Below are 12,853 nucleotides of genomic sequence, written 5' to 3'. Positions count from 1 at the left end.
GTGCTGCGCCTGGCGCGCGCCGGCAGCCGCGAAGCCGTGATCGCGTTGCCCGAAACCTTGCGACCGCAGTTGGGATCGACCGGGCTGGCCACGCTGTTCGGCCAAAGCGGGCAAGCCGTTCCCACGCGCCTGCGCCAGCTGTCCGACACTGCCGATCGCGCCACCCGTACCTACGAGGCGCGCTATGTGCTGGAAGGCCCGCTGGCTGCAGCGCCACTGGGTGCGACCGTGACGATCGCGCTGCCCGATGTGGCATCCGGTGCGAAAGCCGGAACCGGCGCCGACACGCAAGCAAACGTTGGCGCATGGTCGGTACCGATGGGCGCCCTGCACGATGCCGGCAAGGGACCGGGCCTGTGGCTGATCCACGGGCAACCGGCCAAGGTGACCTGGCGACCGGTGGCCGTGCAGCGCCTGGGCGAGGACGTCGCTTTTGTCACCGGACCTTTTAAATCGGGCGAGCGTATCGTGGCGCTGGGCGCACACCTGCTGCGCGAAGGAGAAGCGGTAAGGCTGGCAGCAGCCTCACCAGCGACCACCACCGGAGCCAAACAATGAGTGCGGGTCGCTTCAACCTCTCCGCACTGGCCGTGCGCGAGCGCGCGATTACCCTGTTCCTGATCCTGCTGATCTCGGTCGCCGGCGTGGTCTCGTTCTTCAAGCTCGGACGCGCCGAAGACCCGGCCTTCACGATCAAGGTGATGACCGTGATCACCGCCTGGCCCGGGGCCACCGCGCAGGAAATGCAGGACCAGGTGGCTGAAAAGCTTGAAAAGCGCCTGCAGGAACTGCGCTGGTACGAGCGCAGCGAAACCTACACCCGCCCCGGCCTCGCCTTCACCACGCTGACGCTGCAGGACAGCACGCCCCCCGCCGAGGTGCAAGAGCAGTTCTACCAGGCCCGTAAAAAGGTGGGCGACGAGGCGGGTAACCTGCCGCAGGGCGTGATCGGCCCGATGGTCAACGACGAATACGCGGACGTGACGTTTGCGCTGTTCGCCTTGAAGGCCAAGGGCGAGCCGCAGCGCCTGCTGGTGCGCGACGCCGAAACCCTGCGCCAGCGGCTGCTGCATGTACCGGGCGTCAAAAAAGTCAACATCATCGGCGAGCAGCCGGAACGCATTGACGTCGAATTCTCGCACGAGCGCCTGGCCACCTTGGGCGTGGCGCCGCAGCAGGTGTTCGCTGCACTGAACAACCAGAACGTGTTGACGCCTGCCGGCTCGATCGATACCAGGGGACCGCAGGTATTCATCCGCCTCGACGGTGCGTTCGACCAGCTGCAAAAAATCCGCGACACGCCGATCGTGGTGCAGGGCCGCACCCTGAAGCTGTCGGACATCGCCACCGTCAAGCGTGGCGTCGAAGATCCGTCGAGATTCATCCTGCGCAACGGCGGCGAACCGGCGCTGTTGCTGGGCGTCGTGATGCGCGACGGCTGGAATGGCCTGGACCTGGGCAAGTCGCTGGACACGGAAGTGGGCGCCATCAATGCCGAACTGCCGCTGGGCATGGGCCTGACCAAGGTCACCGACCAGGCGGTCAATATCGGGGCGTCGGTCGATGAATTCATGGTCAAGTTCTTCGTGGCGCTGCTGGTGGTGATGGTGGTGTGCTTCGTCAGCATGGGCTGGCGCGTGGGCATCGTGGTCGCCGCCGCCGTGCCGCTGACACTGGCGGTGGTATTCATCGTGATGGCAGCAACCGGCAAGAACTTCGATCGCATCACGCTCGGTTCGCTGATCCTGGGACTGGGCCTGCTGGTGGACGACGCCATCATCGCCATCGAGATGATGGTGGTCAAAATGGAGGAAGGCTACGACCGCATCGCCGCGTCGGCCTACGCCTGGAGCCACACGGCCGCGCCGATGCTGGCCGGCACCCTGGTCACGGCAGTGGGCTTCATGCCCAACGGTTTTGCGCGATCGTCCGCAGGCGAATACACCAGCAATATGTTCTGGATCGTCGGCATCGCGCTGATCGCGTCGTGGGTGGTGGCGGTGGTGTTCACTCCCTACCTGGGCGTAAAAATGCTGCCGCAGTTGAAAAAGGTCGAAGGCGGCCACGAAGCGATGTACGACACGCCGCGCTACCAGCGTTTCCGCGACCTGCTGGGCCGCGCGATCGCCCGCAAGTGGGTCGTTGCCGGCGCAGTGGTGGGACTGTTCGCGCTGTCCGTCGGCGGCATGGCGGTGGTCAAGAAGCAGTTCTTCCCCGTGTCCGACCGGCCGGAAGTGCTGGTCGAAGTGCAGATGCCGTTCGGTACCGCAATCGGCCAGACCAGCGCCGCCACCGCCAAGGTGGAAGCATGGCTGGCCCAACAGCCGGAAGCGAAAATCGTCACCGCCTACATCGGCCAGGGCGCGCCGCGCTTCTACCTGGCGATGGGACCGGAGATGCCCGATCCGTCGTTCGCCAAGATCGTCATCCGCACCGACAGCCAGGACGAACGTGACGCGCTGAAAACGCGGCTGCGCACGGTCATTGCCGGCGGCCTCGCGCCGGAAGCGCAGGTACGCGTGACGCAACTGGTGTTCGGTCCGTACTCGCCGTACCCGGTGGCCTACCGCGTGAGCGGCCCCGATCCGGCCAAGCTGCGCGACATTGCGGCCGAGGTGCAGCATGTGCTCCAAGCGAGCCCGATGATGCGCACCGTGAACAACGACTGGGGCGTGCGCACGCCTTCGCTGCACTTCACCTTGCAGCAGGACCGATTGCAGGCAGTGGGCCTGACGTCCACCTCGGTGGCGCAGCAACTGCAGTTTTTGCTCAGCGGCGTGCCGCTGACTGCGGTGCGCGAGGATATCCGTACCGTGCAGGTGATGGCGCGCTCCGCCGGCGGCAACCGACTGGACCCGGCCCGCATCGCCGACTTCACGCTGTCGGGTGCCGACGGCCAGCGCATTCCGCTCTCGCAGGTGGGCACGGTGGACGTGCGGTTCGAGGAACCGCTGGTGCGCCGCCGCGACCGTGTACCGACGATGACCGTCCGTGGTGACATCGCCGACGGCCTGCAGCCGCCCGACGTTTCGGGCGCCCTCACTGCCCAGCTGCAAACGATCATCGCCAAACTGCCAAGCGGCTACCACATCGTTGAAGCTGGATCGATCGAGGAATCGGGCAAGGCCACCAAGGCGATGCTGCCGCTGTTCCCGATCATGCTGGCGATCACCCTGTTGATCATCATCTTCCAGGTACGCTCGATCGCGGCGATGGTGATGGTGTTCCTGACCAGTCCCTTGGGCCTGATCGGCGTGGTGCCGACCTTGATCGCGTTCGGGCAGCCGTTCGGCATCAATGCGCTGGTGGGCTTGATCGCGCTGTCGGGCATCCTGATGCGCAACACGCTGATCCTGATCGGCCAGATCGACGACAACCAGAACGCGGGACTCGATCCGTTCCACGCGGTAGTGGAAGCGACGGTGCAGCGCTCACGGCCCGTGATCCTCACCGCGCTGGCCGCCGTGCTGGCGTTCATCCCGCTCACCCACTCGGTATTCTGGGGAACACTGGCCTACACGCTGATCGGCGGCACCATCGCCGGCACCGTGCTCACGCTGGTGTTCCTGCCGGCGATGTATGCGATCTGGTTCAAGATCGCGCCGCCGGCAGTGCCAAAGCCTGCCTGATCAGGCGACGGGTTCAGGCATGGGCCGGGAGCGACGCATTTCGGCCCACTCGATCAGCGCCTGCATCGACGGTCCCAGTGCAAAGCCCATGTCGGTGAGCGCGTATTCCACCCGGGGCGGCACCTGCGCGTACACCGTGCGCAGCACGATGCCGTCCTGCTCCAGCTGTTTGAGCTGCTGGATCAGCATCTTCTGATTGACGCCGTCGATCAGCCGCTCCAGGTCCGAGAACCGCAGCGGCGCCTTGGCCGCGAACAGCTGGCACAGGATGATGATCTTCCATTTCCCTTCCAGCACGCGCAGCGTTTCGGTGGTGCTGGCCGCCCATTCGCGGCGTTTTTCGGGATCGCTGCAGTTCCATACGCGTTCTTGCTGGCTCATTTCGGTTAGTTACTTACTTTTTAGTCGGTACTTCCCATTATCACACGGACTCCCTAAACTGGCTGCTTGAAAAATCCCACAGGAGCAATTATGCGCATCGGAATTATCGGCACCGGCAATATCGGCGGCACGCTCGCCCGCAAACTGGTTGCGGCAGGTCACGACGTCCGCGTCGCCAACACGCGCGGCGTGAACGGCGCGCGCGAACTGGCCAACGCGGCCAAGGCCACGGCAGCGAGTGTGCAAGATGTGGTCCGAGACGTGGAAGTGGTGATCCTGGCGATACCGCTGCCGGCCATGCGCGCGCTTCCCGCCGGCCTGTTCGACACGGTGGCGCCCACGGTCGCCGTGATCGACACCAGCAATTACTATCCCGGCATGCGCGATGAATCCATCGCGGAGATCGACGAGGGAACGGCGGAAAGCATTTGGGTGGTGCGGCAGATCGCCCGCCCGGTGGTCAAAAGCTTCAACAACATCCTGGCCTACAGCCTGGCCGAACTGGGTCGCCCAGCCGGTGCGACCGACCGCCTGGCGATTGCGGTGGCAGGCGACGGCGAGCAGGCCAAGCAGACGACCATGACGCTGGTCGACGATATCGGTTTCGATGCGGTCGATGCGGGATCATTGGAAGAATCGTGGCGCCAGCAGCCGTCAACCCCGGCCTACTGCTGCGACGACAATGCGGACATCATGCGCGCAGCGCTGGCGGCCGCCGTCAAGGGCGAAGCGGCCGCCAAACGCGATCGCTTGCCGGCGCTGTTTGCAGAACTGGGGCCCGCCCCCACTCATGCCGATATCGTCGCCATGAACCGCCGGGTGAACCGGCAGGTGGGCGGGAGCTAGGCCACAAAAGGAAGCCAGTTGAGTTGCCAGTTCAGCCGGCGGGGCAGCGCCGGCCACGTGGCCTAGCGCGCCGCCGCCCTGGCGCGCGCCGCGTGCAGCTTCTTGTAGCTGTCGATCAGGCGCGCGTGGCGGTCCAGGCCTTCGAGCTTCATGCTCGTTGGCGTGAGACCATGGAAGCGTACCGTGCCAGCCACGGAGCCGAGCACCGCGTCCATGCGCGCGTCGCCGAACATGCGGCGGAAGTTGACTTCGTAGTCTGCCAGCGCCATGTCGTCGTCAATTTCCACTTCCAGCACCACGTTGAGCGCCTGGTAGAACAGGCGGCGCTCGACCGTGTTGTCGTTGTACTGCAGGAAGGACTCGACCAGCTCCTTGGCCTCGTCGAAGTTTTTCAGCGCCAGGTTGATCAGCAGTTTCAGCTCCAGCGTGGTGAGCTGGCCCCACTCGGTGTTCTCGTCGAACTCGATGCCGATCAGGGTGGCGATATCGCCGTATTCATCGAGCTCGTTGTCGTCCAGGCGTTCGAGCAGCGCTTCGAGCGCGTCATCGTCCAGCCGGTGCAGATTGAGCACATCTGCGCGGAACAGCAGCGCCTTGTTGGTGTTATCCCAGACCAGGTCTTCCACCGGGTAGACTTCCGAATAGCCGGGCACCAGGATGCGGCAGGCGACCGCGCCGAGGTCGTCGTACACGGCGGTATAAACTTCCTTGCCCATGTCCTTGAGGATGCCGAACAGGGTGGCCGCTTCCTCGGCGTTGGAGTTTTCGCCCTTGCCCGAGAAGTCCCAATCGACGAAATCGTAATCGGCCTTGGCGCTGAAGAAGCGCCACGAGACGATGCCGCTCGAATCGATGAAGTGTTCGACAAAATTGTTCGGCTCCGTCACCGCTTCGCTGGCGAACGTCGGTTGCGGCAGGTCGTTCAGGCCTTCGAAGCTGCGGCCCTGCAGCAATTCGGTGAGGCTGCGCTCGAGCGCCACTTCCAGGCTCGGATGGGCGCCGAACGAGGCGAACACGCCGCCGGTGCGCGGGTTCATCAGCGTCACGCACATGACCGGGTACACGCCGCCCAGCGACGCATCCTTGACCAGCACCGGGAAGCCCTGCTCTTCCAGCCCCTTGATGCCGGCCACGATGCCGGGGTACCTGGCCAGCACTTCGTGCGGCACGTCGGGCAAGGCCATTTCGCCTTCGATGATTTCGCGCTTGACGGCGCGCTCGAAGATCTCGGACAGGCACTGCACCTGCGCTTCGACCAGCGTGTTACCGGCGCTCATGCCGTTGCTCACGTACAGGTTCTCCACCAGGTTGGACGGGAAGTACACGGTCGCGCCATCGGACAGCCGCGTGTACGGCAGCGCGCAGATGCCGCGTTCCGCGTTGCCGGAGTTGGTATCGATCAGGTGCGAGCCGCGCAGTTCGCCGTCGGCATCGTAGATGTCGCGCGTGTAGTCGTCGAGGATTTCGGCGGGCAGCTTGTCGCGGCGGGCCGGCTTGAACCAGCGCTCGTTCGGGTAGTGGACGAAGTCGGCGTTGGCGATGTCTTCGCCCCAGTAGCTGCCGGCGTAGAAGTGGTTGTTGTTCAGGCGTTCGATGTACTCGCCCAGGGCAGAGGCCAGCGCGCTTTCCTTGGTGGCGCCCTTGCCGTTGGTGAAGCACATCGGCGAATGGGCGTCGCGAATATGCAGCGACCACACGTTGGGCACGATGTTGCGCCACGAGGCGATTTCGATCTTGATGCCGAGGTTGGCCAGCACGCCCGACATGTTGGCAATGGTCTGCTCGAGCGGCAGGTCCTTGCCGGGAATGAAGGTGCGCACGGCGGCGTCGGGATTGAGGGTGAGCAGGGCCTGCGCATCGGCGTCGAGGTTGGCCACTTCTTCGATCACGAAGTCGGGGCCTTCCTGCACCACTTTTTTGACCGTGCAGCGGTCGATCGAGCGCAGGATGCCCTGGCGGTCCTTGTCGGAGATGTCGGCTGGTAGCTCGACCTGGATCTTGAAGATCTGTTTATATCGATTTTCAGGATCGACGATATTGTTTTGCGAGAGGCGGATATTCTCGGTCGGGATATTGCGCGTGTTGCAATACAACTTGACGAAATACGCTGCGCACAGGGCTGACGACGCCAAAAAATAGTCGAACGGGCCGGGGGCCGAGCCGTCGCCTTTGTATCGGATGGGTTGGTCAGCGATGACCGTAAAATCATCGAACTTGGCTTCGAGCCGCAGCTTGTCGAGAAAGTTGACCTTGATTTCCATGGGAGACTTCCAATCCTGGTGCTAAAAATGAGAGTGACAGCATTATCGGTCAAATCGGCGCGGCTGCGTGGTTTGCGTATGAGCAAGCATCAAGCAACGAGGTTTGCAATTCACCTCCAGAAGGTATAACCTAAACTTCCATACGGAGGTAATCATGACAGACAAATCCCGGACCGGGACTGGCGCTCCCCGCTCCCCACGCACCGCGCCCCCTGATCCGGCCAGCCAGGCCAAGCCGGCCAGTTTTGCCGAACTGATGCGCCTGTCGGGTGGCAGCGATGCAGTCGATGCGATCCGCATAGGTTTTCCCGCTGGCATGATCAAGGACGCCGGCATTTATTTCGGCGTTCCGGCCCAGCGTATCCGCAGCATTGCACGCTTGCCGGAAACCACTGCCCACACCCTGGTCAAGCGCGGCGCGTTGATGGATGCAGCCGCCTCGGAGCGGATGTGGCGGCTGGCGGACCTGATGAGCCTGGCACAAGAAATCTTCGACGACGAAGAGGCCGCCAAAGCTTGGCTGCGCACGCCCAACCTGACCTTCCACGATACCGCGCCCATGGACTATCTCGATACCGAACCCGGCGCCATCGCGGTACGCCAGGTGCTCAACGCCATCGCCACCGGCGGCGCACTATGAGGCTCTGGCGCATTGCCCACCGCAAATACGCGCTCGACAGGCACTGCGCCGGCGCGGCCTTGTATGGCGGGCGCTGGAATCCGATCGGCCTGCCGGCGCTGTATTGCGGCGGCACGATCGCCATCACCTCGCTTGAAAAACTGGTGCGCCTGGGAACGACGCCCTGCCCGCCGCTGGTGCTGGTGGCCGTGGACCTGCCCGATGCCAGCGCAGTGTACGAGCCCGGCGACAACACGTTGCCAGATGGGTGGGATGCGCTGCCCCTGTCCACTGCCGCGCAATCGTTCGGCGGCGAATGGCTGCGGCGCGGCGACACCCTGGCCATGAAAATTCCGTCCGTGATCGTGCCGGAAGAAGCCAACTTCGTCATCAATCCGCTGCACCCGGACTACCCGCAGGTGCAACTGACGGCATTGCGGCCATTTTCATTTGACCGGCGCGTGGCGAAATAGCGCTCGCCCGGCCGCGGCACTAAGGAATAGCGCCGGCTGTCGCCATGTCGATGAAGGCGCGCAGCTTGGGCTGGCTCTGGGTTTTGGCGGCAAAGTACAGGAACAACCCCGGAGTGCGCGACACGAACGGCTGCAGCACGCGCTCGAGTCGCCGCGCCGCCAGGTCGTCGGCGATTTCGATGTCGGGCAAATAGGCCAGTCCCAGCCCGGAGCGCGCAAAATCGGCGATCAGGCCGGTGTCGTTGACGACCAGCTGCTGGCCGGTCTCCACCTGGAAGCTGTCGCCATCGCGCACGAAACCCCACGGCGCCAGCACCTTCGAGCGGTGAAAGCGATAGCGCACGGTGGCATGGCGTACCAGGTCTTCGGGGATGTTCGGACGGCCGACGCGCGCCAGGTACGCCGGCGCAGCGACCACCGACCAGTGCAGATCCTCGGTCAGCCTCACCGCCACCATGTCCTGCGCCACCTGGTGCCCGAGCCGGATGCCGGCATCGAAACCGTGTTCCAGCAGATCGACTTCGCCATCGTCGAGCGAGATATCGAGCGCCACGTCGGGATAGGCGTGCCGAAAGCGCGGCGCCAGGTCTTTCAGGACCAACGCGCCCAATGCGCGCGGCACCGTGAGCCGCAAGGTGCCCGCAGGCCGGTCGCGGTAGCGCGTGAGCGCCAGGAAGGCGTCGTCGATCTGGGCGGTGGCCGCCAGCAGGCTGGCATACAGCGCGCTGCCGGCTTCGGTGAGCGCCACCCGCCGCGTATTGCGGACAAAAACCATCACGCCATGCTGCGCCTCGAGCAGCTTGACGGCCTTGCTGGCGGCGGCGGGCGTGACGCCCAGGCGGATCGCGGCAGCCGTGAAGCTGCGCGCCTCGGCCACGGCCAGGAAGATGCGGATCGCTTCCATCGAATACGGTTTCATGCGTTTGACTATTAACTTTAAGTTGACAGTTTATACCGAAAACCCGCGTATCGTGCCCGAATCCTTCCGCATACCATGATCACTCGCACAACTCACACAGGAGAACAACATGATGATCGAACTGCCAGCCGTGGTGGCGGATTATTTCAATGCGGACAACGCCCATGACGCCGACGGTGTCGCAGCGTGCTTTGGCGAAGACGGCGAGGTACGCGACGAGCACGAACGCCACCAGGGCCACGACGCCATCCGCGCCTGGAAGCGCGCGACCGGCGCCAAGTATGCCGCCACCGTCGCACCGCTCGATTGCACGCCGACGGCGCGCGGTTGCGTGGTCAAGGGTGAAGTGTCGGGTAATTTCCCCGGCAGCCCGGTGGTGCTGGGTTTTGATTTTCAACTCGCTGGGGCGAAGATCGCGGCACTGGAAATCCGGTAACGGCATAACTTCGTTGACATCGCTCAAAACAACGATTAACCTATTAACAAATTCGTTAATAGTTTAATCCTCTCATGGCCCTCGATCTTGTTTTTGAAGCGCTGGCGTCCAGCCCGCGCCGGCAAATCCTCGCCTACCTGTCGGAGGCGCGGCTGTCCACGTCCGACCTGGCGCAGCGCTTTTCCATGAGCGCGCCAGCCATCTCGCGCCACCTGTCCATCCTGGAAAACGCCGGCCTGGTCACGCGCGAGCGCGAGGGGCAGTTCGTCTACTACCAGCTCAATCGCGACCGCCTGGTCAACACCCTTACCGGCTATGCGTTCGAAGTGTGCCCAGTCGCCGGGCCGCTCAAGCGCGAGTCGCGCGCACTGAAAAAATCCGGTAACTGACCAGCAGTAGAACACTCACCAGGGGATGACCATGACCGAACGGGCGGCAAGTCTGCTGCAACACCGGGTGCGCTGCGCGGACGACGCGTGCGTGATCGATGGCGAGGTGCGTTACGCGCCCGTCAAATCGCTGTGGCTGATCGGAATGGCCGGCGCCGCGATCATCGGCGGCACCGTGTATTTCAGCGTGGCCGCGTTTGTCGTCTTCATGGTCGCCACCGGCGTGGTGCTGCTGTTCGGGCACTCGCTCGGCAGCCACCGCAAGCTGATACACAACAGCTACCAGTGTCCGAAGTGGCTCGAATACCTGCTGGTGTATCTCGGCGTGCAGGTGGGCCTGGCCGGTCCCCTCGGCCTGCTGCGCCAGCACGAACTGCGCGACTACGCCCAGCGCCTGCCCGTGTGCCACGACTACCTGCGCCATGGCCGCAGCCTGTGGACTGACGCCTGGTGGCAGTTGCACTGCGACCTGCACCTGGCGTCACCCCCGCACATCGAGCTCGAAGCGCGCGTGGCCGGCGATCGCTTCTACCGCTTCCTCGAGCGCACCTGGATGCTGCAACAGCTGCCGCCGGCGCTGCTGCTGTACTGGTGGGGCGGCTGGGGCTTCGTGTTCTGGGGCGTGTGCGCGCGGGTGACGGCCGGCGTGATCGGGCACTGGCTGATCGGCTACTTCGCCCACAACCACGGCGGCATGCGTTACGAAGTGACAGGCGCCGCGGTGCAGGGCCGTAACATCCAGCTCACGTCGCTCTTGACAATGGGCGAGTGCTGGCACAACAATCACCACGCTTACCCGGGGTCGGCCCGCCTTGGCCTTGCCGAAGGCGAATGGGATCCGGGATGGTGGGTGCTGCGCGGCATGCAGTGCGCCGGGCTGGCGTGGGATGTCAAGCTGCCGGCCGACTTGCCGGTGCGACCGGAACTGCGCGCGGTCGGCGAGCGTGCCACGCTTGCTGCAGCCCTGCCGTTGGCAGCAGCGCCGGAACAAACTTGAACTGACGGCGCGACATCGCCATCACCTGGAGCGCACCATCTTCGCCAACTCGTTGCTTACCCACCGCCTGCGCTGGTACACGGTCACCACGGCGCGCCTGCTGCTGCGGCGCTGGCAGGCGGCCGTGCTGTTCTTCGGCTTGAGCGCTGCCCTGGGCAGTTCGCTGCTCAGCAATATCGCCACGCTGGCCTATCCCATGCTTTCGCTGCTGGCGCCGCACCACGACGTGGTCCAGCGCAGCGTGCACCTGGGCGCGCTGCTGGCGTTCGCGGGCCTCTGGGCCGGCATGCAGCGCGCGCAGATCGAGGGTGGGCCGTTCATGGGCTTCCTCAAGTCGCTGCCATACACCGCGCGCCAGTTGCGCCACGTCGATGTGCTGGTGCTGGTGCTGGCCAACGGCCCCTTGCTGCTGCTGGCGATAGGCGCCATGGCGGTGACCATCGCCCACCAGCGCCCGCTAGCGCACACGCTGCTGCTCGGCGACGTGATCGTGCTGGCCCTCGTAGTACAGCTGGCCGTGCTGAAGCAGCGGCTGGCCAGCGTGCAAACCCTGGCGCTGGCGGCGGCGTGCGTGCTGCTGGCTGCCTGTTTCGGCACGCGGGCGGCGACAGCCGTCGAGCTGCTAGTGGGGGCCTGCGCAGTGGTAGCGGCGTGGCGCGGCTCCCCTGCTCCCGATCCGGCCGTGCGCAGGCGCTTTACGCTGCCGCGTATCAGCCATGCCGGCAACGGCGCAGTCACCCGCTTCGGACCGTGGCGCCTGTCGCTGGCAATGCTCTGGCGCGCGCGCCGCAATGAATTGACCGGCAAAGCGCTGACCGCGCTGTTGATTACGGCCGGCGCCTGGAGCCTGGCGCGCGTCTTCGAGGGCGATGCCCGCAGTTTCCCGATGATCGTGATTGCGCAAGGCGTGGTGGTTCTGATCATGAGCGGTATGCTGCGCTTCCTGCACCTGACGCACGTGGCCAGCGTGGACTATTTCGGCGCACTGCCGCTGGCGCCGCGCTGGTGGCGGCCGTTCGACCTGGCGGTGGTGGGCGCGTGCTGCCTGCCGATGCTGGCCACGCTCTCCATCGCTGCCTGGCACATGGGCGCGACCACGCCTCGGCACGGCGCGGCGTCGGTGGCGTCGTATCTCGTGCTGCTGGCGGCATTATCGCTCCCGCACCTGCATACCGACCGCCACGCCGTGGTGATCGGCACCGTCGTTACCGGCCTGTGGACTGCCGCCACCTTTGCCTGCCTGACTTGAGGACTGCCATGCTGCGTGTTGAACAAGTATGTAAATCGTATGGATCGCGGCAGATACTGCGCTCGATCAACCTGGCCTGCGCACCGGGCGCCTACATGCTGCGCGGCCCCAACGGCATCGGCAAATCGACGCTGCTGCGGGTGCTGGCCGGCGTGACGCCGCCGGACAGCGGCGCAGTCTGGATCGACAACCATGCGCTGCATGAGCAACCGGTCGAGGCCAAATTGCGGCTGGCGTACGCGCCCGACGAATGTCCGATCTACCCGTTCATCACCGGCAGTGAGCTACTGGCGTTTGTCGCCCACGCCAAGCGTTGCCAGCTGACGCCGCAGGTGCGCGCGGTGGTCGAGCGCTTCGGCCTGGACGGCCACCTGGCCACGCGCTGCGGCGACATGTCGCTGGGCACGCAAAAGAAGCTGATGCTGGCGGCAGCGTGGATCGGCGATCCGTCGGTACTGCTGCTCGACGAGCCGTCGAACGGGCTCGATCTCGATGCGCACGCGGTACTGGTCGACCTGCTGCGTGAAAAGAGCGCCAATGCGGTGGTATTCGTGTCGAGCCACGACCAGGCGTTTGCCCAGGCCGTGGGGGCGCAGGTGGTGGCGTTCGAGTCGCTGCAAGCGGATCGATAAATGTTATCCTGCGCCCCAGCTT

13 protein-coding genes are annotated in these 12,853 nt (G+C 64.8%); 10 read left to right on the top strand and 3 right to left on the bottom strand.

Features of this window, described 5'->3' with window-relative positions; genetic code table 11:
• Together DUPY_RS10835 and DUPY_RS10830 are read left to right on the top strand one after the other, a co-directional pair.
• On the top strand, positions 1-558 hold a 558-nt coding region (locus DUPY_RS10835; protein WP_371851777.1), incomplete at its 5' end, for an efflux RND transporter periplasmic adaptor subunit.
• On the top strand, positions 555-3,629 hold the full coding sequence (locus tag DUPY_RS10830) for an efflux RND transporter permease subunit (RefSeq protein ID WP_070247899.1): 3,075 nt from the start codon (positions 555-557) through the stop codon (positions 3,627-3,629). The genes DUPY_RS10835 and DUPY_RS10830, both read left to right, overlap by 4 nt.
• Here the strand turns inward: DUPY_RS10830 and DUPY_RS10825 are convergent, their stop codons facing one another.
• Complete coding sequence (locus tag DUPY_RS10825) at positions 3,630-4,010, bottom strand: winged helix-turn-helix transcriptional regulator (RefSeq protein ID WP_070247898.1); 381 nt, start codon at positions 4,008-4,010, stop codon at positions 3,630-3,632.
• Positions 4,011-4,100: 90 nt separating this feature from the next.
• Between DUPY_RS10825 and DUPY_RS10820 the strand changes: the two genes are divergently transcribed.
• Positions 4,101-4,856 carry an NADPH-dependent F420 reductase gene (locus tag DUPY_RS10820; RefSeq protein WP_070247896.1) on the top strand — a complete coding sequence of 252 codons (756 nt, stop codon included), beginning with the start codon at positions 4,101-4,103 and terminating at the stop codon, positions 4,854-4,856.
• A 62-nt stretch (positions 4,857-4,918) separates the two neighbouring features.
• Here the strand turns inward: DUPY_RS10820 and DUPY_RS10815 are convergent, their stop codons facing one another.
• Positions 4,919-7,117 carry an OsmC domain/YcaO domain-containing protein gene (locus DUPY_RS10815; protein WP_070247894.1) on the bottom strand — a complete coding sequence of 733 codons (2,199 nt, stop codon included), beginning with the start codon at positions 7,115-7,117 and terminating at the stop codon, positions 4,919-4,921.
• Positions 7,118-7,271: 154 nt separating this feature from the next.
• On the opposite strand from DUPY_RS10815, the gene DUPY_RS10810 reads away from it, so the two are divergent.
• Both DUPY_RS10810 and DUPY_RS10805 read left to right on the top strand, forming a co-directional pair.
• Complete coding sequence (locus tag DUPY_RS10810) at positions 7,272-7,757, top strand: Xre family toxin-antitoxin system antitoxin (RefSeq protein ID WP_084640654.1); 486 nt, start codon at positions 7,272-7,274, stop codon at positions 7,755-7,757.
• Complete coding sequence (locus DUPY_RS10805; protein ID WP_070247891.1) at positions 7,754-8,209, top strand: RES family NAD+ phosphorylase; 456 nt, start codon at positions 7,754-7,756, stop codon at positions 8,207-8,209. The genes DUPY_RS10810 and DUPY_RS10805 overlap by 4 nt, the downstream gene beginning before the upstream one ends.
• Positions 8,210-8,228: 19 nt before the next feature.
• Here DUPY_RS10805 and DUPY_RS10800 read toward each other — a convergent pair whose 3' ends face one another.
• Entirely contained in the window at positions 8,229-9,128 is a 900-nt protein-coding gene (locus DUPY_RS10800) for a LysR family transcriptional regulator (RefSeq protein WP_070247889.1), read from the bottom strand.
• Between the two features lie 109 nt (positions 9,129-9,237).
• Between DUPY_RS10800 and DUPY_RS10795 the strand changes: the two genes are divergently transcribed.
• From DUPY_RS10795 to DUPY_RS10775, 5 genes are all read left to right on the top strand, one after another.
• The gene (locus tag DUPY_RS10795; RefSeq protein ID WP_070247887.1) at positions 9,238-9,564 is read left to right on the top strand and encodes a nuclear transport factor 2 family protein; all 327 of its coding nucleotides are present in this window, start codon (positions 9,238-9,240) and stop codon (positions 9,562-9,564) included.
• 74 nt (positions 9,565-9,638) lie between these two features.
• Positions 9,639-9,953 carry a metalloregulator ArsR/SmtB family transcription factor gene (locus tag DUPY_RS10790; protein WP_070247886.1) on the top strand — a complete coding sequence of 105 codons (315 nt, stop codon included), beginning with the start codon at positions 9,639-9,641 and terminating at the stop codon, positions 9,951-9,953.
• A 31-nt stretch (positions 9,954-9,984) separates the two neighbouring features.
• Positions 9,985-10,950 carry an acyl-CoA desaturase gene (locus DUPY_RS10785; RefSeq protein WP_070247903.1) on the top strand — a complete coding sequence of 322 codons (966 nt, stop codon included), beginning with the start codon at positions 9,985-9,987 and terminating at the stop codon, positions 10,948-10,950.
• Positions 10,951-11,002: 52 nt separating this feature from the next.
• Positions 11,003-12,199 (top strand): DUF6136 family protein, encoded by a 1,197-nt coding sequence (locus DUPY_RS10780; protein WP_141749505.1) that lies wholly within the window; start codon positions 11,003-11,005, stop codon positions 12,197-12,199.
• A gap of 8 nt (positions 12,200-12,207) precedes the next feature.
• Entirely contained in the window at positions 12,208-12,831 is a 624-nt protein-coding gene (locus DUPY_RS10775) for an ABC transporter ATP-binding protein (RefSeq protein WP_070247883.1), read from the top strand.
• The last annotated feature ends 22 nt before the right edge of the window (positions 12,832-12,853 follow it).

The sequence above is a fragment of the Duganella phyllosphaerae genome, assembly GCF_001758785.1.
Classification (GTDB): domain Bacteria; phylum Pseudomonadota; class Gammaproteobacteria; order Burkholderiales; family Burkholderiaceae_D; genus Rugamonas; species Rugamonas phyllosphaerae.
The sequence above is the reverse complement of the archived record's forward strand: the minus strand, read 5'-3'. Positions and strand labels throughout refer to the sequence as shown.